At 74.8% G+C, this 26,279-nt stretch carries 20 protein-coding genes and 1 pseudogene; 14 read left to right on the top strand and 7 right to left on the bottom strand.

Annotated features, from left to right (window positions below):
• Nucleotides 1-77: 77 nt before the first annotated feature.
• Complete coding sequence (gene rny / locus ACEZDE_RS25140; protein WP_380540064.1) at nt 78-1,493, top strand: ribonuclease Y; 1,416 nt, start codon at nt 78-80, stop codon at nt 1,491-1,493.
• A 153-nt stretch (nt 1,494-1,646) separates the two neighbouring features.
• Here rny and ACEZDE_RS25135 read toward each other — a convergent pair whose 3' ends face one another.
• The 4 genes from ACEZDE_RS25135 to ACEZDE_RS25120 form a co-directional block, all read right to left on the bottom strand.
• Nucleotides 1,647-2,114 (bottom strand): rhodanese-like domain-containing protein, encoded by a 468-nt coding sequence (locus ACEZDE_RS25135; protein WP_380540061.1) that lies wholly within the window; start codon nt 2,112-2,114, stop codon nt 1,647-1,649.
• On the bottom strand, nt 2,108-2,647 hold the full coding sequence (locus tag ACEZDE_RS25130; RefSeq protein ID WP_380540058.1) for a cysteine dioxygenase: 540 nt from the start codon (nt 2,645-2,647) through the stop codon (nt 2,108-2,110). Before ACEZDE_RS25130 ends, ACEZDE_RS25135 begins: the two co-directional genes overlap by 7 nt.
• A gap of 428 nt (nt 2,648-3,075) precedes the next feature.
• A complete protein-coding gene (locus ACEZDE_RS25125; RefSeq protein ID WP_380540055.1) occupies nt 3,076-4,725 on the bottom strand; it encodes an FAD-dependent monooxygenase in 1,650 nt (549 codons plus the stop codon).
• 216 nt (nt 4,726-4,941) lie between these two features.
• Nucleotides 4,942-5,784 (bottom strand): ATP-binding cassette domain-containing protein, encoded by an 843-nt coding sequence (locus ACEZDE_RS25120; RefSeq protein ID WP_380540052.1) that lies wholly within the window; start codon nt 5,782-5,784, stop codon nt 4,942-4,944.
• 272 nt (nt 5,785-6,056) lie between these two features.
• Here ACEZDE_RS25120 and ACEZDE_RS25115 point away from each other — a divergent pair, with 272 nt between their 5' ends.
• Together ACEZDE_RS25115 and ACEZDE_RS25110 are read left to right on the top strand one after the other, a co-directional pair.
• On the top strand, nt 6,057-6,815 hold the full coding sequence (locus tag ACEZDE_RS25115; protein ID WP_380540049.1) for a response regulator transcription factor: 759 nt from the start codon (nt 6,057-6,059) through the stop codon (nt 6,813-6,815).
• On the top strand, nt 6,815-8,257 hold the full coding sequence (locus tag ACEZDE_RS25110; RefSeq protein WP_380540046.1) for a sensor histidine kinase: 1,443 nt from the start codon (nt 6,815-6,817) through the stop codon (nt 8,255-8,257). Before ACEZDE_RS25115 ends, ACEZDE_RS25110 begins: the two co-directional genes overlap by 1 nt.
• Before the next feature lie 119 nt (nt 8,258-8,376).
• Here ACEZDE_RS25110 and ACEZDE_RS25105 read toward each other — a convergent pair whose 3' ends face one another.
• The gene (locus ACEZDE_RS25105; RefSeq protein WP_380540043.1) at nt 8,377-9,174 is read right to left on the bottom strand and encodes a methyltransferase domain-containing protein; all 798 of its coding nucleotides are present in this window, start codon (nt 9,172-9,174) and stop codon (nt 8,377-8,379) included.
• 123 nt (nt 9,175-9,297) lie between these two features.
• On the opposite strand from ACEZDE_RS25105, the pseudogene ACEZDE_RS25100 reads away from it, so the two are divergent.
• Nucleotides 9,298-10,038 (top strand): annotated as a pseudogene (locus ACEZDE_RS25100) (MerR family transcriptional regulator); the annotation flags it as partial.
• A 72-nt stretch (nt 10,039-10,110) separates the two neighbouring features.
• Here ACEZDE_RS25100 and ACEZDE_RS25095 read toward each other — a convergent pair.
• Nucleotides 10,111-11,217 carry a TAXI family TRAP transporter solute-binding subunit gene (locus ACEZDE_RS25095; protein WP_380540040.1) on the bottom strand — a complete coding sequence of 369 codons (1,107 nt, stop codon included), beginning with the start codon at nt 11,215-11,217 and terminating at the stop codon, nt 10,111-10,113.
• 39 nt (nt 11,218-11,256) lie between these two features.
• Between ACEZDE_RS25095 and miaB the strand changes: the two genes are divergently transcribed.
• Nucleotides 11,257-12,756 carry a tRNA (N6-isopentenyl adenosine(37)-C2)-methylthiotransferase MiaB gene (miaB, locus tag ACEZDE_RS25090; RefSeq protein ID WP_380540037.1) on the top strand — a complete coding sequence of 500 codons (1,500 nt, stop codon included), beginning with the start codon at nt 11,257-11,259 and terminating at the stop codon, nt 12,754-12,756.
• Between the two features lie 10 nt (nt 12,757-12,766).
• On the top strand, nt 12,767-13,483 hold the full coding sequence (locus ACEZDE_RS25085; protein WP_380540034.1) for a class III extradiol dioxygenase subunit B-like domain-containing protein: 717 nt from the start codon (nt 12,767-12,769) through the stop codon (nt 13,481-13,483).
• A gap of 63 nt (nt 13,484-13,546) precedes the next feature.
• Here the strand turns inward: ACEZDE_RS25085 and ACEZDE_RS25080 are convergent, their stop codons facing one another.
• Nucleotides 13,547-13,798: an antitoxin gene (locus tag ACEZDE_RS25080; protein ID WP_380540031.1), complete on the bottom strand. Its 252-nt coding sequence runs from the start codon at nt 13,796-13,798 to the stop codon at nt 13,547-13,549.
• A 116-nt stretch (nt 13,799-13,914) separates the two neighbouring features.
• Here ACEZDE_RS25080 and miaA point away from each other — a divergent pair, with 116 nt between their 5' ends.
• From miaA to ACEZDE_RS25040, 8 genes are all read left to right on the top strand, one after another.
• Nucleotides 13,915-14,880 carry a tRNA (adenosine(37)-N6)-dimethylallyltransferase MiaA gene (gene miaA / locus ACEZDE_RS25075; protein ID WP_380540028.1) on the top strand — a complete coding sequence of 322 codons (966 nt, stop codon included), beginning with the start codon at nt 13,915-13,917 and terminating at the stop codon, nt 14,878-14,880.
• 169 nt (nt 14,881-15,049) lie between these two features.
• A complete protein-coding gene (locus tag ACEZDE_RS25070; RefSeq protein ID WP_380540025.1) occupies nt 15,050-15,511 on the top strand; it encodes a hypothetical protein in 462 nt (153 codons plus the stop codon).
• Between the two features lie 58 nt (nt 15,512-15,569).
• Complete coding sequence (gene dapF, locus ACEZDE_RS25065; RefSeq protein ID WP_380540022.1) at nt 15,570-16,496, top strand: diaminopimelate epimerase; 927 nt, start codon at nt 15,570-15,572, stop codon at nt 16,494-16,496.
• Nucleotides 16,497-16,678: 182 nt separating this feature from the next.
• The gene (locus tag ACEZDE_RS25060) at nt 16,679-19,042 is read left to right on the top strand and encodes a RelA/SpoT family protein (protein ID WP_380540018.1); all 2,364 of its coding nucleotides are present in this window, start codon (nt 16,679-16,681) and stop codon (nt 19,040-19,042) included.
• Between the two features lie 7 nt (nt 19,043-19,049).
• Nucleotides 19,050-20,573, top strand: coding sequence for a GTPase HflX (gene hflX, locus ACEZDE_RS25055; protein ID WP_380540015.1), 1,524 nt, complete (start codon nt 19,050-19,052; stop codon nt 20,571-20,573).
• 240 nt (nt 20,574-20,813) lie between these two features.
• Nucleotides 20,814-22,307, top strand: a complete 1,494-nt coding sequence (locus ACEZDE_RS25050; RefSeq protein ID WP_380540012.1) for a diaminobutyrate--2-oxoglutarate transaminase family protein — start codon at nt 20,814-20,816, stop codon at nt 22,305-22,307.
• Nucleotides 22,308-22,777: 470 nt separating this feature from the next.
• On the top strand, nt 22,778-24,253 hold the full coding sequence (locus ACEZDE_RS25045; protein WP_380540151.1) for a pyridoxal phosphate-dependent decarboxylase family protein: 1,476 nt from the start codon (nt 22,778-22,780) through the stop codon (nt 24,251-24,253).
• Nucleotides 24,250-26,256 (top strand): IucA/IucC family protein, encoded by a 2,007-nt coding sequence (locus tag ACEZDE_RS25040; protein WP_380540009.1) that lies wholly within the window; start codon nt 24,250-24,252, stop codon nt 26,254-26,256. The genes ACEZDE_RS25045 and ACEZDE_RS25040 overlap by 4 nt, the downstream gene beginning before the upstream one ends.
• The last annotated feature ends 23 nt before the right edge of the window (nt 26,257-26,279 follow it).

The following is a 26,279-nucleotide window of genomic DNA, read 5'->3' as shown; positions in this document are numbered from 1 at the left end:
TGGTCTTAGCCTCACATGCAGTGAGGGATCGCTAGCGGCGCACCCCGAACGGCCCTATCGCCTGCAGGGGAGGACCGATGGAGATCGCGCTTTTCGTGGTGGCGGGTCTGGTCCTGGCAGGATTGGCGCTGGCGTCACGCGCCCAGTTCCGGCGCGGCCGGGAGGAATTGGCCCGGTTGCGGGACGAGTGGGAGCGCCGGGAGTCGCGCAGCGCCGAGCGCGAAGGCCGCCTCGACGAGGAGCAGCGCCGACTGCACGGCTGCGCGGTCGAGGCCGCCGAGACCCAGGCCGTGCTGGCCAGGCAGCGTGAGGAGATCCGTGCCCAGGCCGTGCTGGCGGAAACCGAGCAGCGGCTGGCGCTGGAGCGCACCGCGGGCCTGACCGCGGCCCAGGCCAGGACCGAGATCGTCAGGGCCGCCGAGGAGCAGGCCAAGCGCGAGGCGGTGCGGACGGTCCGGGAGATCGAGCGCCGGGCCCGGAGCGAGGGCGAGGCGCGGGCCAGGGAGATCGTCGCCACAGCGGTCCAGCGGATCGCGGCCGAGCAGACCGCGGACTCGGTGGTCGCGGTGGTCCGGCTGCCCGGGGACGAGATGAAGGGCCGGATCATCGGCCGCGAGGGCCGCAACATCCGCTCGTTCGAGTCGGTGACCGGGGTGAACCTGGTGATCGACGACACCCCCGCCACGGTGCTGCTCTCCTGCTTCGACCCGGTCCGCCGGGAGGTCGGCCGGCTCACCCTGGAGGCCCTGGTCGCCGACGGCCGGATCCACCCGATGCGGATCGAGGAGGAGTACGAGCGCAGCCAGGTCGAGGTGGAGCGGCTCTGCGCCCGCGCCGCCGAGGACGCGCTGGCCGAGGTCGGCGTCGGCGAGATGCACCCCGAACTGCTGCGCCTGCTCGGCCGGTTGCGCTACCGCACCTCCTACGGCCAGAACGTGCTCGGACACCTGGTGGAGTCGGCGCACATCGCCGGGATCATGGCCGCGGAGCTGCGGGTCGATCCGGTCCTGGTGAAACGTTGCACCCTGCTGCACGACGTGGGCAAGGCACTGACCCATGAGGTGGAGGGCAGTCACGCGCTGATCGGCGCGGAGCTGGCGCGGCGCTACGGCGAGGCCGACGAGGTGGTCCACGCGATAGAGGCGCACCACGGCGAGGTCGACCCGCAGACCGTCGAGGCGGTGCTGACCCAGGCGGCGGACGCCTGCTCCGGCGGGAGGCCCGGCGCGCGCCGGGAGTCGGTGGAGCTGTTCGCCCGCAGGCTGGAGCGGCTGGAGGCGATAGCCCGGCGGCACGAGGGAGTGCACAAGGTGTTCGCGATGCAGGCCGGGCGGGAGGTCCGGGTGATGGTCCTGCCCGAGGCGGTGGACGACCTGCAGGCGCAGGTGATCGCCAGGGACGTGGCCAAGCAGGTCGAGGAGGAGCTGACCTATCCGGGCCAGATCCGGATCACCGTGATCCGCGAGAGCCGAGCCACCGAGTTCGCCCGCTGACCGGCTGCGCCGGGGCTCCACCGGTGACCCCGCTGCTGGCCCGGCTGCGCCGGGGCTTGGCCGGTGGCCACGCCGTGCTGGGGCTCCGCCGCTGAGCCCGCCGCCAGGCCCGCACCTCGCCGCTGACTCCACCGCGACAGGGGTCCCGCCGGGTCAGGCTCCCGGCTGGTCCGTTGCGGGTGTCCAGCCCGCGGGGCGTTGTACCGGCAGGCCCGCCGCAGCCCAGGCCTGGAAGCCGCCGATCAGGTCGGTCGCCCGGTGCAGGCCCAGCGCCTGCAGCGACCGTGCGGCCAGGCTGGAGGCGTAGCCCTCGTTGCACAGCACCACCACCCGGACGCCGTGCCCGGTCGCCTCCGGCAGCCGGTGCGCCGAGCGCGGGTCGAGCCGCCACTCCAGCTCGTTGCGTTCCACCACCAGCGCGCCCGGCACGATCCCGTCCTGGTCCCGCAGCGCGGCATAGCGGATGTCCACCAGCAGTGCGTCCCCGGCCGCCGCGGCGTCCGCCGCCTGCCGCGGGGTCAGCCGGTCGAGGTGGCCGCGCTCCTGTTCCAGCAGCTCGTCGATCCCGAGCCCCGGCGCGGGAACGGGAGCAGGCCCGGGAACCGCCGCCGAGGTCACCACTGCTCGGGTCCCTCGACCAGGGCCAGCCGCAGGGTGTGGCCGGAGCGGGCGTAGCGCCGCTGCATCGGCAGCGGCGGGTAGTAGCAGTGCACGGACACCGCGACCTGCTCCTCCGAGGGGTTGATCACCTGGTGCACATGGTGCGGGCCGAAGGACCGCCCGCGTCCGGCCGGAAGGCTGCGCTGCCGGTCGACCCCCTCCATCAGCTCCAGGCTGCGCCACCCCGCGGTCGGGATCGGCAGCCCCAGCGACAGTTCGCTCAGCTCGCCGCTGGCGGTGACGAACGCGCCGCTCGACCCGCCGTGGTCGTGCCAGCCGGTCTCCGACCCGGGCGGCCAGCCGATCAGCCAGGCCTCGCTGCCCTTCGGGCCCTGGAGCCGCACCCAGGTGCGCTCCTCCGGGTTGATCGCGAGCTGCGCCAGCACCTCGGGGTCGGCGGCGGTCTCCCGGGCGAAGGCGAGCAGCTCGGCGAGGGTGGGGGCGGGGGAGGAGGACCTCCTCGGGGAACGGGCGGGGGCACTGGTGATCGACACGGGGCATCCTCAGGGGTGTGCTGACGACCGGGTACGCGAACAACCCGCGCGTCGTTGCGCGGGTACGCGAAAGCAGGGGAGGGCGGACCCGCGCGCACGGAGCGCCGAGGGTACGCCGGGGAGCGGATCGGGCCGCTGGGGTGGTGCTAGGGCTGGGGCAGGACGGCTGCTAGCCGGGTGTACAGACCGCGCCCAGGTACCGGACCAGGTCCAGGTGGGCACGGCGCACCAGGCGCACGCCGGTGGTCTCGCAGGAGGGCAGCGTTCCGACGTCCCGGGGGGCGACACCCGGGCTCTCAGCCGAAACTCCGAGGGGCCGAAGCCTCCTGTACTGCTGCCGCATGGGCGTCAGTGAAGCACGGGGTCCGTTGATCGTCAAGACTGAGCAGCCGTCAGACCGGCTGGTGGACGGCCGGTTCAAGCGCCCGTCAAGCCCTGGCCCGGTCCGCTGGAACGCGCTCTCCTGCCCCGGCCGCGCCCCGGCCGCGCGGGGTCGGCAGCTCGGCCGAGCCGCCCCTGGCCCGGTCGGCCAGGGTCCACAGGTCGTCGGGGCGGCAGCCGTGCACCGCGGCGACCAGGTGCCCGTCCGGCCGGATCAGCAGCACGGTGTGCGGGGTGGCCGACGGGTAGGCCTCGGTGACCAGCAGCTCGGCCGGCAGCGGCAGCGCCCGGGTGGCCTCGGTGAGCTGCGGCATCAGTCCGGCCCCGAGCCAGTGCTCCACTGCCCAGACGGTGGTGCCGGGGGCGACCAGCACCACCAGGAAGCCCCGGCCGAGCCGGGCCCGGAGCCGGTCCTGGCTGCCGTCGGTGGTGACCACCGGGACGTCCGGGACCAGCACCCCGGGGCTGGTCGGCGACAGCGCCGGGCTGAACGAGGGCCGGGCGGACGCGGACCGGCCGGGCGCGGACGGCGTCGGGTAGGCGGGGGCCGCGCCGAGGCGGCCCCGGCCGAGCGTCCCGTCCGACAGCAGGGTGGCGTTGCGGCGCAGCGAGCCGGAGAGCACGCTGCGCCGGGCCTCCAGCAGCGGGGTGCTCGGCTGGAGCAGCGGCATGGCCTGGTCCACGGCGCGCAGCCGGGCGATCACCGAGCCGCGCCGCTCCAGCTGGTAGGTCGTCAGCAGCCGCTCGGTGGCGCAGTTGTGCCAGACCAGGGCGAGCTTCCAGGCCAGGTTGTCGGCGTCGCGCAGGCCCTCGTCCAGGTTCTGCATGCCGAGCGAGCCGAGCAGGTGGGCGGCGTCCCCGGCGAGGAAGACCCGGCCCACCTGGAACCGGGTGGCCAGCCGCTGCTGCACCACGTAGTCGGCGCTGGTGACCAGCTCGTACGGGGGGACGGCGCCGTCGTGCCAGCCGGCCAGGGTGGCCCGCAGCTGGTCGACCAGCGCGTCCGGGGTGAGCGCGTCCCGGCCCACCGGCAGCCGCCAGTCGAAGCGCCAGACGCCGTCCGGCAGCGGGCGAGCGGTGACCTCGCGGCTGCCGCCGCGGCCGGTCTGCGGCTGCGGGGCGTCCCGGTGCAGCCGGGCCTCGCCGGGGAACGGCAGGTCGACCCTGACCGTGGCGACGGCGTAGTGGTCCGCCGCCGCGCGGCCGGGAAAGCGCAGCTGGAGCTGCTTGCGGACGACCGACCTGGGGCCGTCGCAGCCGACCAGGTGGCTGCCGCGCCACCAGGTCCTGGCGGTGTGCACGCTGACCCCGTCGGCGTCCTGCTCGACCTCGGTGACCACCGAGTCGTGCACCAGCTGGATCAGCGGGGCGGCCGAGACCGCGTCGCGCAGCCCGCGCTGCAGCCGGTGCTGGGCCAGGTGCAGCAGTTCGTCCTCGGGCAGCGGCAGGTGCAGCAGTTCGCGACCGCGCCGCAGGGTGCGCCAGGAGCTCCAGCCGCGGCCGTCGGCGGAGACCCTGGTGTAGCCGAGCCGGGCCAGGAACTCGGTGGTGTCGGCCCGCAGCACGGTGGAACGGGGGCCCTCGGGGGAGACCCCGGCCCCGTCGTCCAGGACCACGGAGGGGACCTGGTGCCGGGCCAGCGCGAGGGCCAGGGCCAGGCCGACCGGACCCGCGCCGACGATGATGACGGGGTCCACACTCGCCCCTCTGTTGGTTCTTCCGGCCCTCGGGCCGACCCGCGGCCGTACGCCGGACGCGGTCGGGCGCCCGGTGCGGGCTCGGCCAGTCATAGAGGTCACTGCAACAGATTGCCTGGTGCATCGTCAAGCAGCGTCAGGTGTACGCCGGTTCGTGGCGTCACCGGTGGGCGCGCGACCCCGGGCGTGCGCGCCCCGGACGCGCCCCGCGGCGGGTCAGCCGGTCGCGGTGGTGGAGAGGAAGGCGCGGGCGCGGGCGGTGCGCGGGGTGGTGAAGAACTCCTCGGGCGCCCCCTGCTCGATGATCCGGCCGCCCTCCATGAACACCACCCGGTCCGCGGCGGTCCGGGCGAACCCTGGATCGCCGGTGGTGACCAGCACCGCCAGCCCGTCCGCGGCGATCCCGCGCAGCAGCGCGGGCAGCGCGGGCAGCGCGGGCGTCTGCGGGGCGTGCGGTGCGGACGCCACGGGCGGCGAGGTCGCCACGGGCGGCGTCTGCGGCGCTGCGGCTGCCGTGGGGAGGTCGACCAGCAGCACCGCGGGCGCGGAGGCCAGGGCGCGGGCGATGGCCACCCGCTGCCGCAGCTCCACGGGCAGTTCCCAGGGGAAGTGCGCGGCGTAGTCGGCCGCGCCGACCCGCGCCAGCAGCGCCGGGGCCCGCAGTTCCTCGTGCGCACGGCCCGGCCGCCAGCGCCAGGGCGAGCCGTTCCCGCGTCCTGCGGCGACGTTCCGCAGGACCGTGCGGTGGGCCGGCAGGCTTCCCGGCTCGGCCACCGGGGCGATGCCGCCGCGCCCGTCGCCGCGCCCGAAGCGGCGCCGTCGCCGCAGCGGGATGCCGTCGAGGGTGATGCTGCCGGAGTCGATCCGCTCGCTGCCGTCGACGGCCCGGCAGAGCACGGTCTTGCCCGCGCCGGACGGGCCGAGCAGCACGGTGACCTGCCCGCCGGGCAGGTCGAGGTCGATCCCGTTCAGTACCTGCACCAGGCCGTTGCGCCGGCTGACGCCGCGCAGCGAGAGCAGGCTCCCGGTGCCGCCGGCCCGCTGCACGCCGTCCGGCACGGTCGGGCCCCCTTGCGTGGTTCGCGGTTGTGTGGTTCGTGGTTCTCCGGACAGACGATATGCCTGATGAGGAGGGTCTTTCAGGGATCTGAGGGGGATTTGAGGTAGCCGGTGTACAAAATCGGGCCGCCCGGCTCGTCGCATCTCGGTAACGGAACGTCCGCTCAGCGGGACAGCCCTTGACCGGGAGGGCGCAACCGGGATGAGGTGCACTCATCAGGCGCGTCCGGAACCGGCCGGACCGCGGCCGGAACCAGGAGAGGGAGAGCACCGTGCGCCTGCTCCTCGTCGAGGACGACGACCATGTGGCTGCCGCCCTGGTCACCGTGCTGAGCAAGCACGGCTTCGAGGTCCGGCACGCCCGCACCGGCAACGAGGCGCTGGACGCCCTGGTGCCGGACGGCCGCGGCCCGTACCGGGTGGTGCTGCTCGACCTGGGCCTGCCGGACCGGGACGGCTTCGAGGTGTGCGGGCAGATCCGCCGCCGCGGCGGCATCCCGGTGATCATGGTCACCGCCCGGTCCGACATCAACTCGCGGATCCACGGCCTGAACCTGGGCGCGGACGACTACGTGGTCAAGCCCTACGACATGGGCGAGCTGCTGGCCCGGATCCACGCCGTGGCCCGGCGCGGCGCGGTCCCCGCGCCGACCGCGCCCGGAGACCGGCCGCGTCCCGCCGACGCCTCCGCCGACGAGCTGGACCGCTCCTGGGGCCTGCGTCTGGACGCCGCCGCCCGCCGCGCCCTGGTCCGCGGCCGGGACGTGCCGCTGACCCGCAAGGAGTTCGACCTGCTGGCGCTGCTCGCGCAGAACCCCGGTGTGGTGATCCGCCGCGAGCAGATCATCAGCGAGGTCTGGCGCAGCAGTTGGGAGGGCACCGCGCGCACCCTGGAGGTGCACGTCGCCTCGCTGCGGCACAAGCTGGCCGTGCCCGCCCTGATCGAGACGGTCCGCGGGATCGGCTACCGGCTGGTGGTCCCCAGGGACGCCGGCTGCCTGCCCGACGGCGCGGACCCGGCGGGCGGTTGATGCGCACCCGACTGCTCGGGATCCTGCTCGCCCTGATGGCCTGTGTCCTGGTCGCCCTCGGCCTGCCGCTCGCGATCAGCGAGGCCGCGGCCGAGCAGCAGCGGCTGGTGGTGGACCGGATCGACGACACCGCGCGGTTCGCCGCGCTGGCCCAGAACCCGGTGGGCCAGGCCGGCGGGCCGATGGCCGGCGAGCAGCTGCGCACGCTGGAGACCGAGGTCAGGCGCTACTACGAGGTCTACGACATCCGGGTCGGGGTGTTCCGGCTCAACGGCGAGCCGATCACCGCCGACCCGGTGAGCTGGACCGACGCCGCCGTCGGCGCCTCGGCCCAGCCGTTCACCGAGGCCCTGGACGGGCGGCGCAGCCACGACCCGCCGCAGGCCTGGCCGTGGCAGCGGGGCCAGCGGCTGGTGGTCGCCTCACCGGTGGTCTGGGACGGCGACGTGGTCGCGGTGGTCGTCACCGAGTCGCCGACCGGTCCGCTCGGCTCCCGCATCCTGCACCGCTGGCTGCTGCTCGCGGGCGGCGAGGCGGCGGCGGTGCTGGTGGCGGTCGCGGCGGCGGTGCTGCTCACCGGGTGGGTGCTGCGCCCGGTCCAGGACCTGGACAAGGTCACCCACGACATCGCCACCGGACGGCTCGCCTCCCGGGTCGCCCCGGCCGGCGGCCCGCCTGAACTACGGCGACTGGCACGGGCGTTCAACGAGATGGCGGACCATGTGGAACAGGTGCTGGACCAGCAGCGGGCCTTTGTCGCGGACGCCTCGCACCAGCTGCGCAACCCGCTGGCGGCACTGATGCTGCGGGTCGAGGCGATGGGCATGGAGCTTCCCGAGGGCCACGAGGGCGAGCTGACCGGGGTACGGGTCGAGGGCCGGCGGCTGGCCACCGTGCTGGACGACCTGCTCGGCCTGGCCGTGGCCGAGCACGCGGGCCAGGGCGCCCGGCCGACGGACCTGGCGGCGCTGGCCGGGGCCCGGGTCGAGGGCTGGTCCGCGCTGGCCCGGGAGCGCGGGGTGGGCCTGGTCCTGGCCGACGCCCCGGAGCCGGAGAGCGGCCGGACCGCGCCCGGCGCGGTCGGCCTGGCCGATCCGGTCGGCTTCGGCAGCGCGCTGGACGCGGTGATCGACAACGCGCTGAAGTTCACCCCGCCCGGCGAACAGGTACGGGTCGCCGTGGCGCGGGCCGGGGACCGGGTCGCGGTCGCCGTCTCCGACGCCGGACCCGGCCTGACCGCCGAGGAGTTGGAGCGGATCGGCGACCGCTTCTGGCGCAGCCCCCGGCACCAGAACGTGGACGGCTCGGGGCTCGGCCTCTCCATCGCCCGCACCCTGCTCACCGCCTCGGGCGGGGAGTTGGAGTTCACCCCGAACGAGCCCTGGGGCCTCACCGTCACCCTCGCCGTCCCCGCGGCGCACCCGGCCGACCGCAAACGCTGACCGGCCACGCCGGAAGCCGCCGCAGAACCGCCGCCGCAGAACCGCCGTCTCAGAGCCGCCGTCTCGGAACGCGCTGCCGGAAGCGGCCGCCGCGCGGAGTCACGCCCGGTGCCGGGGCGTCAGGCCCGGCAGAGCACCTCGCCGTGCAGCACGCTGAACCAGCCGTCCGGGTCGGCCGCCCACGCGCGCCACCCCTCCGCGATCCGGCGCAGCCCGTCCTCGGTGGCGTGGCCGCGTTCGACCGCCTGCCGGGCGATCGCCGAGTCGGTGATCCGCTCCGCCCACATCCCGCCCCACCAGGCCCGTTCCTCGTCCGAGGCGTAGCACCAGGTCCCGGAGCCGGAGGAGATCTGCTCGAATCCGGCCGCGCGGGCCCAGGACCGCAGCATCCGCCCGGCCTCCGGCTCGCCGCCGTTGCCGCGGGCGACCTGGTGGTACAGCGCGTTCCAGTCGTCCAGCGCGGGGACCGCGGGGAACCAGGTGAAGGCCGCGTAGTCGGAGTCGCGGGCGGCGACCCTGCCGCCGGGGCGGCAGACCCTGCGCATCTCCCGCAGTGCCTGGACCGGGTCGGCGACGTGCTGCAGCACCTGGTGCGCGTGGACCACGTCGAAGGAGTCGTCCGGGTAGGGCAGCGCGTGGACGTCGGCGACCTCGAACACCGCGCCGGACACCCCCGCGCCGGTCACCGCCTGCTCGGCCTGGGCCAGCACCTCGGCCGAGCTGTCGATCGCGGTCACCCGGCCCGGGGCCACCGCCAGGGCCAGGTCCGCGGTGATCGTGCCGGGACCGCAGCCGACGTCCAGCAGGTCGAGTCCGAGCTTCAGTTCGGGCAGCAGGTAGGCGGCGGAGTTCGCCGCCGTGCGCCAGCTGTGCGAGCGCAGGACCGCGGCGTGGAAACCATGCGTATAGGTGGACATGCAGCCGACTCTAGAGGACGTCTCTCTCCTTGAGAAGATTTGTCTCACTCTTCGGACCCTCGGTTGAGCCGGGGATTGACCCTGCCAAGGGTCACTGACACATTGGCTGCCGTGAAGCCTCCCGTGCCTTCGCAGCGAGCGGACGACCGCGCCGACCTGCGGATCGACGATCTGGCCCGTGCGGCGGGCACCACCGTCCGCAACGTCCGGTCCTACCAGGACCGCGGCCTGCTGCCGCCCGCCGTCCGGCGCGGCCGGGCCAACGTCTACCAGCAGGTCCACCTGGAGCGGCTCCGGCTGATAGCCCAACTGCTGGACCGCGGCCACACCCTGGCCGGGATCAAGGAGCTGCTGGACGCCTGGGAGAGCGGCACCGGCCTCGGCGGCGTGCTCGGCCTGGTCGCCGAGGTGACCGGCCCGTGGACCGACGTGGAGCCGGTCCGGCTCGGCCGGGCCGAGCTGGTCGAGCGCTTCCACGGGGTCGAGGACCGGCAGGCCATCGCCGACGCGGTCCGGCTCGGCGTGCTGGTCCCGGTGCCCGAGAGCGCCGGGGTGGAGGCGCCGGAGTTCCTGGTGCCCAGCCCCGACCTGCTGGACGTCGCGGTCGAGCTGCACGCCCTCGGTGTGCCGCTGCCCGCCGTCACCGCCCACCTGGAGGAACTCCGCCGGGACATCGGCCGGCTGGCACGCCGTTTCGTGGAGTTCAGCGCCGTCCACATCTTCGTCCGCTATGCGGGACACCAGCTCACCGACGCCGAGGCGGCCGAGGCGGTCGGCACTGTCCGCCGGCTCCGCCCGCTGGCCCGGACCGCGGTGGACGCCGAACTCGCACGCGCCATGCGGCTGGAGGCGACCAAGCTGCTGGACGCCGCGGTCACCGGGCCGCTGCGGGACCTGGTGCGCGGCGAGTTCTGACCCGGCCGCGCCCCGGGCGGCTCACGGTTTCACCGAGCGGTAGTAGCGCCGGGCGCCCTCCGCCAGTGGCAGCGGGTCGGTGTAGATCGCCGAGCGGATGTCCACCAGTTGGGCGGAGTGCACCTTCTGGCCGATCGTGTCCCGGCTGTCGATGATCGCCGCGGTGACCCGCTCGACCAGGCCGGTCGGCACGTCGTCCCTGGTCACCATCAGGTTGGCCACGGCGAGGGTGGAGACCGCGGTGTCCGGCACGGTGTCCGGGTAGGCGCTGGCCGGGACCGTGGAGGTGCGGTAGATCTGGGTGTTCTGCGCGCCCTTGTCCTCCTTGGCGGCGAGCGCGTCCATCTGCGTCGCCAGCCCGCCCAGCTGCACCAGCCGGACATGGCTCTCGGCGGTGAGCGCGGACACCCCGCCGGTCGGCAGGCCGCCGGACCAGAAGAAGGCGTCGATCTTCCCCTCGGCCAGCTGCTTCGGGGCCACGTCGATGCCCAGCGGCAGCGTGGTCAGGTCCCCCTCGGCCGCGCTCAGGTGCGCCACCTGCAGCACCCGCTCCGCGATCAGGGCCACCCCGGACGCCTGCTGCCCGATCCCCACCCGCTTGCCGCGCAGGTCGGCGACGCTGGTGATGGACGAGTCCGAGGGCACGATCAGCTGCACGTAGTCGTCGTAGAGCCGTCCCAGCGAGCGCAGCCGGGTCGCCCCCGGGCCGTGGAAGTGGGCCACCGCGTCCGCCGTGGCGATGCCGAAGGCGTCCTTGCCCTCGCTGATCCGGCTCAGGTTGTCCGGCCCCCCGGCGGTGGGGTCGAGCCGCAGCGTGACCCCCGGCAGGTCCCGCTCCACGGTCGGCCGCAGCAGCGCGCCGTAGCGCTGGTAGACGCCGCCGTTGGAGCCGGTGGCGAGGCCGTAGCCGCCCCTGGGGTAGGACACCCCGCCCGGCGCCTCCAGCCACCAGCCGAACCCGGCCGCGCCCAGCACCACCAGCGCGGTCGCCACCCGGACGGCCCGCGACCGGGCCGCCCGGCGCAGCGTTCCCGGCAGGCCGCCGGACGCGTCCTGCCGTGCGTCCGGGTCCCGGGTGCGCCCCGGGGCCCGGCCGAGGGGCCCGCGCCATCGTCTGCTGTCCGCCATGCGGGTGATCCTGCCAGCCCAGCCCGTACTCTTGGGGGCGTGGGTACCGCTGAAATTTCCAAGACCGCCGCCAAGACGTATGAGATCCGCACGCACGGCTGCCAGATGAACGTGCACGACTCCGAGCGCCTGTCCGGGCTGATGGAGCAGGCCGGCTACGCCAAGGCCCCCTCCGGGGCCGACGCCGACGTGGTGGTGTTCAACACCTGCGCGGTGCGCGAGAAGGCCGACAACCACCTCTACGGCAACCTCGGCCAGCTCGCCTCGGTCAAGGCGGTCAAGCCCGGCATGCAGATCGCGGTCGGCGGCTGCCTGGCGCAGAAGGACCGCGAGACCATCGTGAAGAAGGCCCCCTGGGTCGACGTGGTCTTCGGCACCCACAACATCGGCCACCTCCCCGCGCTGCTGGAGCGCGCGCGGGTGCAGGAGGAGGCCCAGGTCGAGATCCTGGAGTCGCTGGAGGTCTTCCCCTCCACCCTGCCGACCAGGCGCGAGTCCGCCTACGCGGCCTGGGTGTCGATCTCGGTCGGCTGCAACAACACCTGCACCTTCTGCATCGTCCCGGCGCTGCGCGGCAAGGAGAAGGACCGCCGCAGCGGCGACATCCTGGCCGAGGTCGAGGCGCTGGTGGCGGAGGGCGTGGTCGAGGTCACCCTGCTCGGCCAGAACGTCAACGCCTACGGCCAGGACATCGGCGACCGGCAGGCCTTCGGCAAGCTGCTGCGCGCCTGCGGCGGGATCGAGGGCCTGGAGCGGGTCCGCTTCACCTCGCCGCACCCCAAGGACTTCACCGACGACGTGATCGCGGCGATGGCGGAGACCCCGAACGTGATGCACCAGCTGCACATGCCGCTGCAGTCCGGCTCGGACAGCGTGCTGCGGGCGATGAAGCGCTCGTACCGGCAGGAGCGCTACCTCGGCATCATCGGGAAGGTCCGCGCGGCGATGCCGGACGCGGCCATCTCCACCGACATCATCGTGGGCTTCCCCGGCGAGACCGAGGAGGACTTCCAGCAGACCCTGCACGTGGTCCGCGAGGCCCGCTTCGCCCAGGCGTTCACCTTCCAGTACTCCAAGCGGCCCGGCACCCCGGCCGCCGAGATGGCGGGGCAGCTCCCCAAGGCCGTGGTCCAGGAGCGCTACCTGCGGCTGGTCGCGCTGCAGGAGGAGATCTCCTGGGAGGAGAACAAGAAGCAGGTGGGACGGACCCTGGAGGTCCTGGTCGCGGAAGGCGAGGGCCGCAAGGACCAGCACACCGACCGGCTCTCCGGCCGCGCCCCGGACAGCCGCCTGGTCCACTTCACCAAGCCCGCCGAGGGCGTCCGCCCGGGGGACATGGTGACGGTGGAGATCACCTACGCCGCCCCGCACCACCTGCTCGCCGAGGGCGCTCCGTCGGCCGTCCGGCGGACCAGGGCCGGGGACGCCTGGGAGAAGCGGCAGGCCGAGCCCGCCAAGCCGGCCGGGGTGATGCTGGGTCTGCCGAGTGTCGGGGTCCCCGCGCCGCTGCCCGTCGCCGACGCCCCGAGCTGCCGGTAGGGTCGTCCGCATGCTGGTCGCCGCCGCCGTCTGCCCCTGCCCGCCGCTGCTCGTCCCCGAGTTGGCCTCGGGCGCCGCACCCGAGCTGGACGGCCTCCGCGAGGCCTGCGACACCGCACTGCGCGCGGTCCTCGCCGCCGCCCCTGACCTGCTCTGGGTGGTCGGCCCCGGCGCCGAGCACGGCGCCTTCGAGGACGGCGGCACCGGCAGTTTCGCGCCGTACGGGGTGGACCTCGCGGTCACCCTCGGCCTGGGCGACCCGGCCGAGCCGCTGCCCGGATCGCTCTGCGTCGGCGCCTGGCTGCTCGACCGCGCGGGCTGGGCAGGACCGGCCAAGGGCCTCGCCGTCCCCGACTACCTGGAGCCCGAGCTGTGCGCCGCCAACGGCGTCCGGCTGGCCGGTTCGGCCGACCGGGTCGGCCTGCTGGTGCTCGGCGAGGGCAGCGCCCGGCGCGGTCTGAAGGCCCCCGGCTACCTGGACGAGCGGGCCGAGGGCTTCGACGCGGTGGCCGCCCGCGGCCTGGCCGGCGCCGACTCCGGCGGCGAGCTGGCCGGTCTCGACGACGAGCTGGCGTTCGAGCTGATGGCCTCCGGCCGGGCCCCCTGGCAGGTGCTCGCGGGGGCCGCCGCCGATCCCGCGACCGGCCCGCTGGACGCCCGGCTGCACTACCAGGACGCCCCGTACGGGGTCGGCTACTTCGTCGCCGACTGGACCCGGGCGGGCTGAGGGCCCGGACCGCCGCAGCCGGTCCGGGCCCTCAGCCGTCCGATTCGGTCGGACGACGGCCGGTCAGGACGCCGGGGGCTCGGCCGGGCCGTCCTGGCCGTCCGCGTGTGCGGCGGCGATGTCGTCGATCCGCTCCTTGGCCTTGTCGCGCCCCGAGTTGATCTTGTCGCTGTACTTGCCCTTGGTGGCCTTGTCCGCGAACTCGCCGACTTTGTCCAGGCCCTGGTCGATGTGGGCGTTGTGCTTGCCCGCGAGCTCCCCGGCCTTCTCCTTGGCCTGGTCGAGCGCGCCCTTGAGACTGTCAGAGAGACCCATCACGACTCCTCGTTGCACGAGGGCGGATTCCGACAAACCGCCCATCATCACTCATAGCGTACGATTCTTCACCGCCTTGTGCGTCCCGCATCGCCGGAGTTTGCGAGACTGGGCCGGTGAACAGCCCTCTTGCCTCCTCCCCGGCCGCCCCGCGTCCTACTCCTCCGCGGGTGATCGCCGTGGTCGGCGCCACCGCCGCGGGCAAGTCCGACCTCGGTGTGGCGCTCGCCCGCGAGCTGGGCGGCGAGGTGGTCAACACCGACTCCATGCAGCTCTACCGGGGCATGGACATCGGCACCGCCAAGCTCACCGTGGCCGAGCGCCAGGGCATCCCGCATCACCTGCTGGACGTCTGGGACGTCACCGTCGCCGCCAGCGTGGCCGAGTACCAGCGGATGGCCCGCGAGGTCGTCGACGCCCTGCTGGCGCAGGGCCGCACTCCGGTGCTGGTCGGCGGCTCGGGGCTCTACGTGCGGGCCGCCATCGACGAGTTGGAGTTCCCGGGCACCGATCCGGCGGTACGGGCCCGACTGGAGCAGGAGCTGGAGCAGCACGGCCCCGGTCCGCTGCACGACCGCCTGGCCGCGCTGGACCCGCCCGCCGCCGCGGCCATCCTGTCCGGCAACGGCCGCAGGATCGTCCGGGCACTGGAGGTCGTGGAGATCACCGGGAAGCCCTTCACCGCCAACCTGCCCGGCCACGAGTCGGTCTACGACGCGGTCCAGATCGGCGTCCGGGTGCCCCGGCCGGAGCTGGACCGCAGGATCGCGCTGCGGGTCGACCTGATGTGGGAGGCCGGGCTGCTGGACGAGGTCGAGCGGCTGGCCGGACAGGGCCTGCGCGAGGGGCGCACCGCCTCCCGGGCGCTCGGCTACCAGCAGGCGCTGGGCCAGCTCGCGGGGGAGTGCGGTGAGCAGGAGGCGCGCGAGGAGACCGTCCGCGCCACCAAGCGCTTCGCCCGTCGGCAGGAGTCCTGGTTCCGCCGCGACCCCCGGATCCACTGGCTGGAGCACCAGGGCCGCCCCGGTGACCAGGACGAACTGCTCCGCGGCGCACTGGACCTGGTCGCCGCGCACGGCTGAGCCGAGCGGCGGCGGTTACGGGCTGATCACGTCATGGCCACGGATCACCGATCCGGCCCTGAGGAGCGGCTTCGGATGATGGGTACGTGCCATCATCGAGCATCGAGAGAGCCAGTTGAGTCCCGAGCCGACCAGGCCCGGAACCGCTACCAGGGGAGGCCGTGTGTCGATGGATACCGGCCCCGAGACCCATCGGCTGCCCGAGGACCCGTTCGGTACCGGCGGGCTCCCGTTCGCCGACCTGACTCCGCTGACCCCGCTCCCGCCCGCCGACACCGGTGGCGACGGCACCTTCCAGGAGCGGGAGTTGCGCCCGGCGGGCCGGCTCAAGTCCTGGCAGGTCCTGCCCATCGCCGCGCTCGCCGTCCTCGGTTCGCTGATGTTCGCGTTCCCGCTGGCGTTCGAGGCCGGCAACGCGGGCTCGCTGGTGGGGATGCTCGGCCTGCTGATCACCGCCGCCTCGGCCGGCTGGGGCGCCATCGCCGCCCGCCGGGCCGGCTACACCTGGCCGGGTCTGCCCCGGCAGGGGTCGGGACGCCGGGCCGGCTGGCGCGCGCTGCTCGGCTACACCGCCTTCACCGCGCTGGTGCTGGCGCTCGGCGTGTGGCGGGTCGCCCACATCAGCGGCTGAGCCGTCCGGCAGCCGGGCGGCCGGGCCGCCGGATCGCTTCTCCCCCTACCATGGCGGGGTGAGCGAGATCTTGAAGGGCCTGCGTTTCCTGAAGGGCCACGGCACCGAGAACGACTTCGTGATCGTCCCCGACCCGGACGGCCTGATCGACCTCCCGCCCGCGCTGGTGGCACGGCTGTGCGACCGCAGGGCCGGGGTCGGCGGCGACGGGCTGCTGCGGGTGGTCCGCTCCGCCGCGCACCCCGAGGCCGCGCCGATGGCGGCCGAGGCCGAGTGGTTCATGGACTACCGCAACTCCGACGGCAGCGTCGCCGAGATGTGCGGCAACGGGCTCCGGGTCTTCGCCCGCTACCTGGTGCTGGCCGGCCTGGCCGGGAGCGGCGACCTGGCCGTCGCCACCCGGGCCGGGGTGCTCGGGGTGCACGTCGCCGCCGACGGCCCGGACGGGCCCAGCGGGGTCACCGTGGAGATGGGCCGGGCCCGACTGCCCGGTCCGGCGGACGTGCTGGTCACCGTGGGCGAGCGGCAGTGGCCCGCCACCCACGTCAATATGGGCAACCCGCACGCGGTCGCCTTCGTCGACGACCTGGACCACGCGGGCGACCTGTTCGCGGCGCCCGGCGTGGCCCCGGCGACCGCCTACCCGACCGGCGTGAACGTCGAGTTCGTGGTCGACCGCGGGCCGCGCCACCTGGCCATGCGGGTGCACGAGCGCGGCTCGGGCGAGACCCGCTCCTGCGGGACCGGCGCCTGCGCGGTGGCGGTCGCCGCCGCCCGCAGGGACGGCGTGGACCCGGCGCTGACCGGGCAGCCGGTGACCTACACGGTGGACCTGCCGGGCGGCCGACTGGTCGTCACCGAGCAGGTGGACGGCGCGGTGCGGATGACCGGGCCTGCCGTCGTCCTGGCCGAGGGCGTGCTCGACGCCAGCTGGCTCGGCGGGCGGCAGGACTGGACCGGCACTGGCGCCGGACTCGCGCGGTAACGGCGGCCGGGCCGGACCAGGAGCCCAACCCCAGAGCATTGCCAGTTCAGTGCCGGTTCAAATCCCCCGATCGGGTGATCAAGGTGACGTTGGGAACACACGGCCTCGCCGAGCGTGTTGCAATCGCTAGCATGGACCATCGGGGTGCTCCACCACTCCGGTGATCGCTGCCGGAGGTGCGCATGAACGTCAATGCCAGTGATCTCCCCGCCGTCCCCCTGGTGGGCCGCAAACCAGCGCCGACACCGGCCGAGGTGTCGGCCGCCGGGCTGCGACGCGCGCGGGCCCGCTCCGGGCTGGGCCGCGCCGGGTTCGCCGCGCTGTTCGCAGGCGGCAAGCCGCAGTTCGCCGACGCGCTGGAGCCGGTGGTCCGCGTGCACCGCAGCCACCACCCGCGGGCCGACCTGCCCCTGCTCGACCGCGCCTACCAGGTCGCCGAGGCCTCGCACCGGGGCCAGACCCGCAAGAGCGGCGAGCCCTACATCACCCATCCGCTCGCCGTCACCATGATCCTGGCCCAACTCGGCGCGGAGACCACGACCCTGGTCGCCTCCCTGCTCCACGACACGGTCGAGGACACCGCGGTGACGCTGGATCAGGTCCGCGAGGGCTTCGGCTCCGAGGTCGCCTACCTGGTCGACGGCGTGACCAAGCTGGAGAAGGTCGACTTCGGCGCCGCGGCCGAGGCCGAGACCTTCCGGAAGATGCTGCTCGCCACCGGCGAGGACGTCCGGGTGATGGTGATCAAGCTCGCCGACCGGCTGCACAACATGCGCACCATCCGGCACATGAAGCCGGCCAGCCAGGTCCGGATCGCCAAGGTCACCAGGGACGTGCTGATCCCGCTGGCCGAGCGGCTCGGCATCCAGGTCGTCAAGACCGAGCTGGAGGACATCGTCTTCGCCACCCTCCACCCGGACGAGTACGCCGAGACCCGCGCCCTGATCACCGCCAGGGAGGCGGCCCAGGCCGCGGGCGAGGACCCGCTCGCCGACTTCGCCGGGGCGCTCCGGCGGCAGCTGCGCGAGGCCAGGATCCAGGCCGAGGTGACGGTCCGTCCGCGGCACTGCGTCTCGCTGCGCCGCACCCGGATGCACCGGGCCGAGCTGGCGCCCACCGACTTCGCCCGGCTGCTGGTGGTGGTCGAGGAGAACGCCGACTGCTACGCCGTGCTCGGTGAGCTGCACACCTGCTGGTCGCCGCTGCCGGGGGAGTTCAAGGACTTCGTGGCCGCCCCCAAGTTCAACCTCTACCAGTCGCTGCACACCGCCGTCAGCACCGATCCGGCCGGGGTGGTCGAGGTGCTGGTGCGGACCGCCTCGATGCACCGGGTCGCCGAGTTCGGGGTGGTCGCGCTGGAGAGCCCGGCCGCCCGCGCCGACGAGAGCGGCGGCCCGGCCAGGGACGAGCTGGACCGCACCGACCCGGCCCGGCCCGGCTGGCTCTCCCGGCTGCTGGAGTGGCAGCGGGAGACCCCGGACTCCGACAGCTTCTGGTCGGCCCTCACCGCCGACCTCTCCGGCGACGGCGAGCTGACCGTGGTCACCGAGGACGGCCGGACGCTGCAGCTGCCGGTCGGCTCCAGCTGCGTCGACGCCGCCTACGCGCTGGGCGAGGACGTCGGCCACCGATGTATCGGGGTCCGGCTCGGCGGCAGGCTCGCCGCTCTCTCCACCCGGCTCAAGGACGGCGACGTGGTGGACGTGCTGACCGAGGCGGAGGAGCAGGGCGGCCCGGCCCCCGAGTGGCTGGAGCACGCCAGGACGGCCGCGGCCAGGATCGCCATCGAGCGCTGGCTCGCCGACCATCCGCGGGACGGGTCCGCGGCGGCCGACGCCGTGGTCGCCTCGGCCGCGGCGCTGCCGCAGCCGGTCGCCGACCGTCCGGTGCTCGACCCGTCGATACTGCCCGCCCCGCCGGAGACCCCGGGCCGCGAGCGGGCGGCCGTCATCGCCGAGGGCCTGCCGGACGCCGCGGTACGGCTGGCCCGCTGCTGCACCCCGGTGCCGCCGGACGAGCTGCTCGGCCTCGCGGTGAAGGGCGGGGTGGCGGTGCACCGGCTGGGCTGCCCGACCGGGACCGGCATGGTCGGCGGGGGCAGGTCCGCGGTCCGGGTCAGCTGGGCCGGGGACGCCGAGCCCGGCGGCTACATGGTCACCGTCCAGGCCGACTCGCTGGGCCGCCCCGGGCTGCTGGCCGACCTCACCGCGGCAATGTCGGCGGTGGGCGTGGACATCTTCTCGGCCACCGTCGAACCGCCGGAGGAACTGCGGGTGCGGCACCGCTACACGGTCGAGCTGCCCGACCCGGCGCTGCTGCCGGGGCTGATGAAGGCAATGCTCCGGGTGCCGGGGGTGTACGACGTCTACCGGGCGGTGCCCGCGGCGGCGGAGGGGGCCGAGGCCGCGGAGGCCGGCGCCGTGGAAAACCCGGATGACCGTTCGGGAGAGGGCGTGCGACCATCGTCGGGAATCCACAGCACCGCTGCGGCGTTCTCCGACATGGGGACGGGTGTCCCGTCCCCAGCCCCTGATCTCCTGCCCTAAGGATGCAATGACCTCCACGTACGAAGCCCGCGACGCCTCCGCGCAGCAGGATCGCGGCACCCGCCGCGCGGACGCACTGATGGACGAGGACCTCGCGGGAATCGACGAGGGCCTCGGCGGCGGATACCGCAGCAACGACTACGACGGCGACCAGTACGACCGCAGCGACCGCGCCTCGCTGCGCAGGGTGACCGGGCTCTCCACCGAGCTCCAGGACGTCACCGAGGTCGAGTACCGCCAGCTCCGCCTGGAGCGGGTGGTCCTGGTCGGGGTCTGGACCGACGGCACGGTGGAGGAGGCCGAGAACTCCCTCGCGGAGCTGGCCGCCCTCGCCGAGACCGCGGGCTCCGAGGTGCTCGACGGCGTGATCCAGCGCCGCGACCGCCCGGACCCGGCCACCTACATCGGCTCCGGCAAGGCCAGGGAGCTGCGCGACATCGTCGAGGCGACCGGCGCCGACACCGTGGTCTGCGACGGCGAGCTGAGCCCAGGCCAGCTGATCCACCTGGAGGACGTGGTCAAGGTCAAGGTGGTCGACCGGACCGCCCTGATCCTGGACATCTTCGCCCAGCACGCCAAGTCCCGTGAGGGCAAGGCGCAGGTCTCGCTGGCGCAGATGCAGTACATGCTGCCGCGGCTGCGCGGCTGGGGCGCGTCGCTGTCCCGGCAGATGGGTGGCGGTGGCGGCTCCTCGGCCGGCGGCGGTGGCGGTATGGCCACCCGCGGCCCCGGTGAGACCAAGATCGAGACGGACCGCCGCCGGATCCGCGAGAAGATGGCGAAGCTCCGCAGGGAGATCGCCGACATGAAGAAGGGCCGCGACACCAAGCGGCAGGAGCGGCGCCGCAACCAGGTGCCCTCGGTGGCCATCGCCGGCTACACCAACGCCGGGAAGTCCTCGCTGCTCAACCGCCTCACCGGGGCGGGCGTGCTGGTCGAGAACTCCCTCTTCGCCACCCTGGACCCGACGGTCCGGCGCGCGGAGACCCCCGGCGGCCGGGTCTACACCCTGGCCGACACGGTCGGATTCGTCCGGCACCTGCCGCACCATCTGGTCGAGGCGTTCCGCTCGACCATGGAGGAGGTCGCCGACGCCGACCTGATCCTGCACGTGGTCGACGGCGCGCACCCCGAGCCGGAGGCCCAGCTGGCCGCCGTCCGCGAGGTGATCGTCGAGGTCGACGCGCAGAACGTGCGCGAGATCGTGGTGGTCAACAAGGCGGACGCGGCCGACCCCGAGGTGCTGGCCCGGCTGCTGCGGCGCGAGCCGCACGCGATCGCGGTCTCGGCCCGTACCGGCCAGGGCATCGAGGAGCTGCTCCGACTGATCGAGGAGGAGCTGCCGCATCCCGCGGTCGAGGTGAACGTGCTGGTCCCGTACACCAGGGGCGACCTGGTCTCCCGGGTGCACCAGGACGGCGAGCTGCTGTCCGAGGAGCACACCGGCGACGGCACGCTGCTCAGGGCGCTGGTCCTGCCGGAGCTGGCGGCGGAGCTGCGCCGGGTCGTCCCGGTGGTGCAGCCGGTCTGATCCCCGGCGCCGGTCCCGGTACCGGCCTGTTCTGCCAAGGGCGGCCGTTCCTGCTGGTCAGGAACGGCCGCCCGGCGGTTTTCGCGGTGTGCGGTACCTGAGGGGGTGCGCTCTCGTTAGACCAAAGGGACGTCACCCACGGGGGTGCGCCTCCAGCTGCCGGAGCCGCGTTGCCCGATCGGGTGACGCCGGGCCCCTGCCGCCGGAGCAGCCCCTGACCAGCCAGGAGGAGCCGAGGCCGTGTCGCTGACCGTCCTGCCGTCCGCCACCGGAGCCGTCGACGACGCCGAGGCGATCCTCGGCCGTCAGGCCGCCCGTGAGTCCGCGGCCCGCACCTACGCCCGCTCGCTGCCGATCGTCCCGGTGCGGGCCCGGGGGATGACCGTGGAGGGGGCGGACGGGCGCCGCTACCTGGACTGCCTGTCCGGCGCGGGGACGCTGGCGCTGGGCCACAACCACCCGGTGGTGCTCCAGGCGGTCCGCGGACTGCTGGACTCCGGAGCCCCGCTGCACATCCTGGACCTGGCCACGCCGGTGAAGGACGCCTTCACCACCGAGCTGTTCGCCTCGCTGCCCGAGGAGTTCGCCAGGGACGCCCGGATCCAGTTCTGCGGCCCGGCCGGCACGGACGCGGTCGAGGCCGCGTTGAAGCTGGTCCGCACCGCCACCGGCCGCGGCGGGCTGCTCGCCTTCACCGGCGGGTACCACGGGATGACCGCCGGGGCGCTGGCGGCGGGCGGCGACGTGGACGCCAGGGCGGGCCTCGGCGGGACGGCGCGGGAGCCGGTGCGGCTGCCGTACCCGTACGACTACCGCTGCCCGTTCGGGGTCGGCGGCCCGCAGGGTGCGCGGATCGCCGCCCGCTGGACCGCCTCGCTGCTGGACGACCCCAAGGGCGGGGTGGAACCGGCCGCGGGGATGATCGTCGAGGCGGTGCAGGGGGAGGGCGGCGTCATCCCGGCCCCGGACGAGTGGCTCCGCGAGATGCGCCGGATCAGCAGCGCGCACGGGGTCCCGCTGATCGTGGACGAGGTGCAGACCGGCGTCGGCAGGACCGGGGCGTTCTGGGCGGTCCAGCACTCCGGGATCGTCCCGGACGTGATGGTGGTCTCCAAGGCCGTCGGCGGAAGCCTGCCGCTGGCGGCGATCGTCTACCGGGGCGAGCTGGACGTCTGGGAGCCGGGGGCGCACGCCGGGACCTTCCGCGGCAACCAGCTGGCGATGGCGGCGGGCGGCGCGACCCTGCGGTTCGTCCGTGAGGAGGGCTTGGCCGAACGTGCGGCACAGCTCGGTGAGCGAATGCTCACTCGCCTGCGGGCGCTGCGGTGCCTGCTGCCGGTGATGGGGGATGTGCGCGGTCGCGGCCTGATGATCGGCGTCGAGATCGTGGACCCGCAGGCCGACCCCGACCCGCTGGGCGCGCGCCCGGCCGCACCGGCGCTGGCCGCGGCGATCCGGGAGGAGGCGTTGCGACGCGGCCTGATCATCGAACTCGGCGGACGCCGGAGCGCGGTGCTCCGACTGCTGCCCCCGCTCACCATGACCGACGAGGAGGCCGAAACCGTCCTCGACCGCCTGGGCGAGGCCATCCACGCGGCGTCCGCGGCAGGCCGCCCGGGAGAGGCGGCCCGTCCGGCGGCGGTGGCCCGTCCGGCGGCAGCCCGACCGGCGGTTGCGGCCCCCCGCGAGGGCGCCTCCCGTCGGGACATCCCCCGCCAGGACACCCCCCGATGAACGCTCCGAAGCCGCCGACGCCCCCGGCGGGGCGCCCCGAACACGACACCCCGCCGCCCACGACCGCCGCGGCAGCGCCGGAGCCGCGCCCTGCGTCCGGCGGCGTTGTAACGGCCGGAGGAGCGCAGCTGCCTGTGGTCGAGCCGTCTGGCGAAGCCCCGACCGGCGAGGGGCCGTCTGGCGAAGCCCCGACCGGCGAAGGGCCGTCCGGGCACGCTCCGCGGCCCTTGGACGCCGGGGCGGCCGAACCGCCTGCAGGGGGCACGGGCCAAAGCACTTCCGTCGGGGCGGATCCGCAGGCGTTACCGGCGCGGTCGGCTGACGTTCCGTCGGAACGCCGTGGCCGCGGCCCGTCGGAACGTCACGACGGCATCGCCCCCTACGCTGACGGACCGTCAATCAATGTACGGCCGCTCCCCGCAGGGGCGGCCCTGGCGGGTGGGATCGCCGGTGCGGACGCCCTGGAGCCGCTGCTCGACGTGGTGCTGGCCGCGCTGCGGGACGGGGCCGTCCGCCGTGGCGGGCCGCTGCCCGCAGGCGGTCCCGACGCCGTGGCGTGGAACCTGGCCCCGCTGCTCGCGCCCCGCGCCCTCCTCCCCGACACCGGCGACCCGCAAGCCCTGCGCCTGCTCACCGAGGCCCTCGCGGTCTCCGCCGCCGACCCCGCCGATCCGTCCTGCGCCGCGCACCTGCACGTGCCGCCGCTCGCCGTGGCCACCGCCGCGGACCTCGCGGCGTCCGCACTGAACGCCTCGCTGGACTCCTGGGACCAGGCCCCCGGCAGCACCTCGGTGGAACTCGCCGTGCTGCGGGTCCTGGCCGGGCTGGTCGGCTTCGACCGGCCCGAGTCCGCCGCGGGCGTCCTCACTACCGGCGGCACCGAGTCCAACCTGATGGGCCTGCTGCTGGCCCGCGACGCCCCGTCCACCACGACCGGCAGCACCAACGCCGCAGCCGTCCCGCACCCCGCGTATCCCGCGCACACCCGCCCCACCATCCACTGCTCGGCCGCCGCGCACTTCTCCGTCGCCCGCGCCGCCGCGATCCTCGGCCTCGGCGCCGACGCAGTCGTCCCGGTGGACACCGGACCCGACGGAGCCATGGACCCGCGGCTGCTCGACTGGGCCCTCGCCGACGCCCGTACCGCCGGGCGCACCCCGCTCTGCGTCGTCGCCACCGCCGGGACCACCGACCTCGGTGCGATCGACCCGCTGCGCTCGGTCGCGGCCGTCGCCCGACGCCACGACGTCCGCCTGCACGTCGACGCCGCCTACGGCGGGGGCGTCCTGTTCTCACGGCGCCTGGCACCGCTGCTCGACGGGCTCGGCCAGGCCGACACCATCGGCCTGGACCTGCACAAGCTCGGCTGGCAGCCGATCGCGGCAGGCGTCCTGCTGGCCCGCGACGCGTCCCTGCTGGCCCCGCTGGAGCAACGCGTCGCCTACCTCAATCCGGAGGACGACGAGGACGCCGGATACACCTCGCTGCTCGGCCGCTCGCTGCGGACCACCCGCAGGGCCGACGCCTTCAAGATCGCGGTCACCCTGCGCACACTGGGCCGGGACGGCCTCGGCGCGCTGGTCGACCGCTGCCACGACCTCGCCCGGGAGGCCGCCGCGCGGATCGCGGCGCTGCCCTCGCTGGAGCTGGCCGCGGAGCCGGTGCTCACCACCGTGCTCTTCCGCTACCTCCCGGCGCGGGCCGACCCGGACCGGGTCAACGCCGCCCTGCGCCGACGGCTGCTGGCGCAGGGACGGGCCGTGATCGGCCGGACCGCGCTCGGAACCGGGCCCGGGTCGGTGCGGCTGAAGCTCACCCTGCTCAATCCGCACACCACCACGGCGGATCTGGACCGGCTGCTCGGGCTGGTCCTCGCCGCGGGCGTCCGCGCCGAACGCGACGCAGAAGCAGAAGCAGAACAAGAAGATCAGGAGACGAACTTGTGAGCACTGCTGCCACCGGCGGGCTCCCCGCGCAGAGCGCCGACCCCGATTCCGTGCACGCCGGCTCCCTGCACCCCGACTCCCCGCGCCCCGCCCCCGCGAACCCCGGCGCCGGGCCTCAGGGCGTTCCGGGCCTCCCGGAGGGCGATCCGCTGCTGCACCCCGACCCCGCCGTCGCCGCCGACTGCGCCGCGACCGAGAGCCTGCTGCGCTGCTGGGTGCGTGAGACCGGGGTGGTCGAGCCCTCCGGCGGCGTGCTCAGGGTCGCCCTCGGCGACGGGCTGCTGCTCCATGTCCCGGTCCGCTACTGGTCGCCCTGCGGCTGGCACCGCTTCGGCCGCGCCTCCCTGGTCGCGGACACGAACCCGGGCGGCAACCCCGCAGGCACCACCCCGGGCACCCCGGTCGGCGGCACCCCGGTCGGCATGGCCGCGGACACCGGCGGCCACCCGGTGGACGCCGTCACCGTCGCCGCTCTGCTGGCCCGGGGCGCGGGCCCCGGCCCCGCGGCCGCCCCCCGCCACGTCGCGGACCTGGCCGGGCGCGTGGTCGACTCGGTCCGCCGCACCGCGCGCTTCGTCGCCGAGCACCGCGCCGCACCCGAACCGCCGGTCGGCACCAGCCCCTTCCTCGACGCCGAACAGGCCCTGCTGCTCGGCCACCCCTGCCACCCCACCCCGAAGAGTCGCGAGGGCCTCGGCGAGGCCGAGACCGCCGCCTACTCGCCCGAACTGCGCGGAGCCCACCCGCTGCACTGGTTCGCCGTCGACGCCGCACTCGCCGCCACCGACTCGGCCCTGCCCCAGGACGCCGCCGCGATCACCGCGGCGCTGCGCGGCGACGACGGCCCCGCGCTGCCGCCGGGCACTGTCGCCCTGCCGTTACACCCCTGGCAGGCACGGGAACTGACGCACCGTCCGGACATCGTCCGACTCCTGGACGCGGGCGTCCTGCACGACCTCGGCAGTTCCGGGGCGCCCTGGTACCCGACCTCCTCGGTGCGCACGGTGCACCGGCCAGGGGTCCCGTTCATGCTGAAGCTCTCGCTCGGCTTGAAGATCACCAACTCCCGTCGGGAGAACCTCCGCAAGGAGCTGCACCGCGGCGTGGAGGTGCACCGGCTGCTGGCCGCGGGGCTGGGCCGGGAGTGGCAGGCGGCGCACCCCCGCTTCGACATCGTCCGCGACCCCGCCTGGATCGGCGTCGACCTCCCCGGCGACAGCGGCGACGGCGCGACCGCCAACGGCCTGGACACCGTGATCCGGCAGAGTCCGTTCGGCCCCGCCGACCGGGTCTCCTGCGTGGCCGGGCTGGTCGCCGAACGCCCGTCCACGCGGAGCGGAGCGCCCGCCCGCTCGCGCCTCGGCGACCTGCTGCACACCCTCGCCGCCCGCACCGGACGCCCCGGCGCGACCGTGGCCACCGAGTGGTTCCTGCGCTACCTGGACGCAGTGGCGCTGCCGCTGCTGTGGCTGGACGGGCAGGCGGGCATCGCGCTGGAGGCGCACCAGCAGAACAGCCTGGTCCTGCTGGACGCCGACGGCTGGCCCGCCGGGGGCCGCTACCGCGACAACCAGGGCTACTACTTCCGCGACTCCGCCGCCGCCGCGCTGGACGCCCGGCTGCGCGGCATCGGCAAGGACAGCGACACCTTCGTCCCCGACGCGGTGGCCGACGAGCGCTTCGCCTACTACCTCGGCGTCAACCACCTGCTGGGGCTGATCGGGGCGTTCGGCTCGCAGCGGCTCGCCGACGAGCGGGTCCTGCTCGCGGCGCTGCGCCGGTTCCTGTCCGGCCGCGCTGCGGCGGACACCGGTTCCACCCTGCCCGCCCTGCTGCTGGACTCCGCGACCCTGCGCTGCAAGGCCAACCTGCTCACCCGGCTGCGCGGGCTGGATGAGCTGGTCGGCCCGGTCGAGACCCAGTCGGTCTACGTCACCGTCGCCAACCCGATCGCCGGGCTCCCCGTCCCGCCCGCTGCCCGGACGGCCGGGGCCGCCCGGTGACCCGCCAGCCGAACCCCCTGTTC

It is taken from the genome of Streptacidiphilus cavernicola, assembly GCF_042510955.1.
In the GTDB taxonomy this organism is placed as follows: Bacteria; Actinomycetota; Actinomycetes; order Streptomycetales; family Streptomycetaceae; genus Streptacidiphilus; species Streptacidiphilus cavernicola.
This window is presented reverse-complemented; position numbering and strand designations above follow the sequence as displayed.

Excerpts from the sequence above, each read along its gene's own strand:
- ACEZDE_RS25080 (WP_380540031.1), bottom strand. The coding sequence starts at position 13,798 with ATGGGTCTCTCTGACAGTCTCAAGGGCGCGCTCGACCAGGCCAAGGAG.
- ACEZDE_RS25105 (WP_380540043.1), bottom strand. The coding sequence starts at position 9,174 with ATGTCCACCTATACGCATGGTTTCCACGCCGCGGTCCTGCGCTCGCAC.
- ACEZDE_RS25070 (WP_380540025.1), top strand. The coding sequence starts at position 15,050 with ATGGATACCGGCCCCGAGACCCATCGGCTGCCCGAGGACCCGTTCGGT.
- ACEZDE_RS25110 (WP_380540046.1), top strand. The coding sequence starts at position 6,815 with ATGCGCACCCGACTGCTCGGGATCCTGCTCGCCCTGATGGCCTGTGTC.
- ACEZDE_RS25060 (WP_380540018.1), top strand. The coding sequence starts at position 16,679 with ATGAACGTCAATGCCAGTGATCTCCCCGCCGTCCCCCTGGTGGGCCGC.
- ACEZDE_RS25085 (WP_380540034.1), top strand. The coding sequence starts at position 12,767 with ATGCTGGTCGCCGCCGCCGTCTGCCCCTGCCCGCCGCTGCTCGTCCCC.
- ACEZDE_RS25095 (WP_380540040.1), bottom strand. The coding sequence starts at position 11,217 with ATGGCGGACAGCAGACGATGGCGCGGGCCCCTCGGCCGGGCCCCGGGG.
- rny (WP_380540064.1), top strand. The coding sequence starts at position 78 with ATGGAGATCGCGCTTTTCGTGGTGGCGGGTCTGGTCCTGGCAGGATTG.
- hflX (WP_380540015.1), top strand. The coding sequence starts at position 19,050 with ATGACCTCCACGTACGAAGCCCGCGACGCCTCCGCGCAGCAGGATCGC.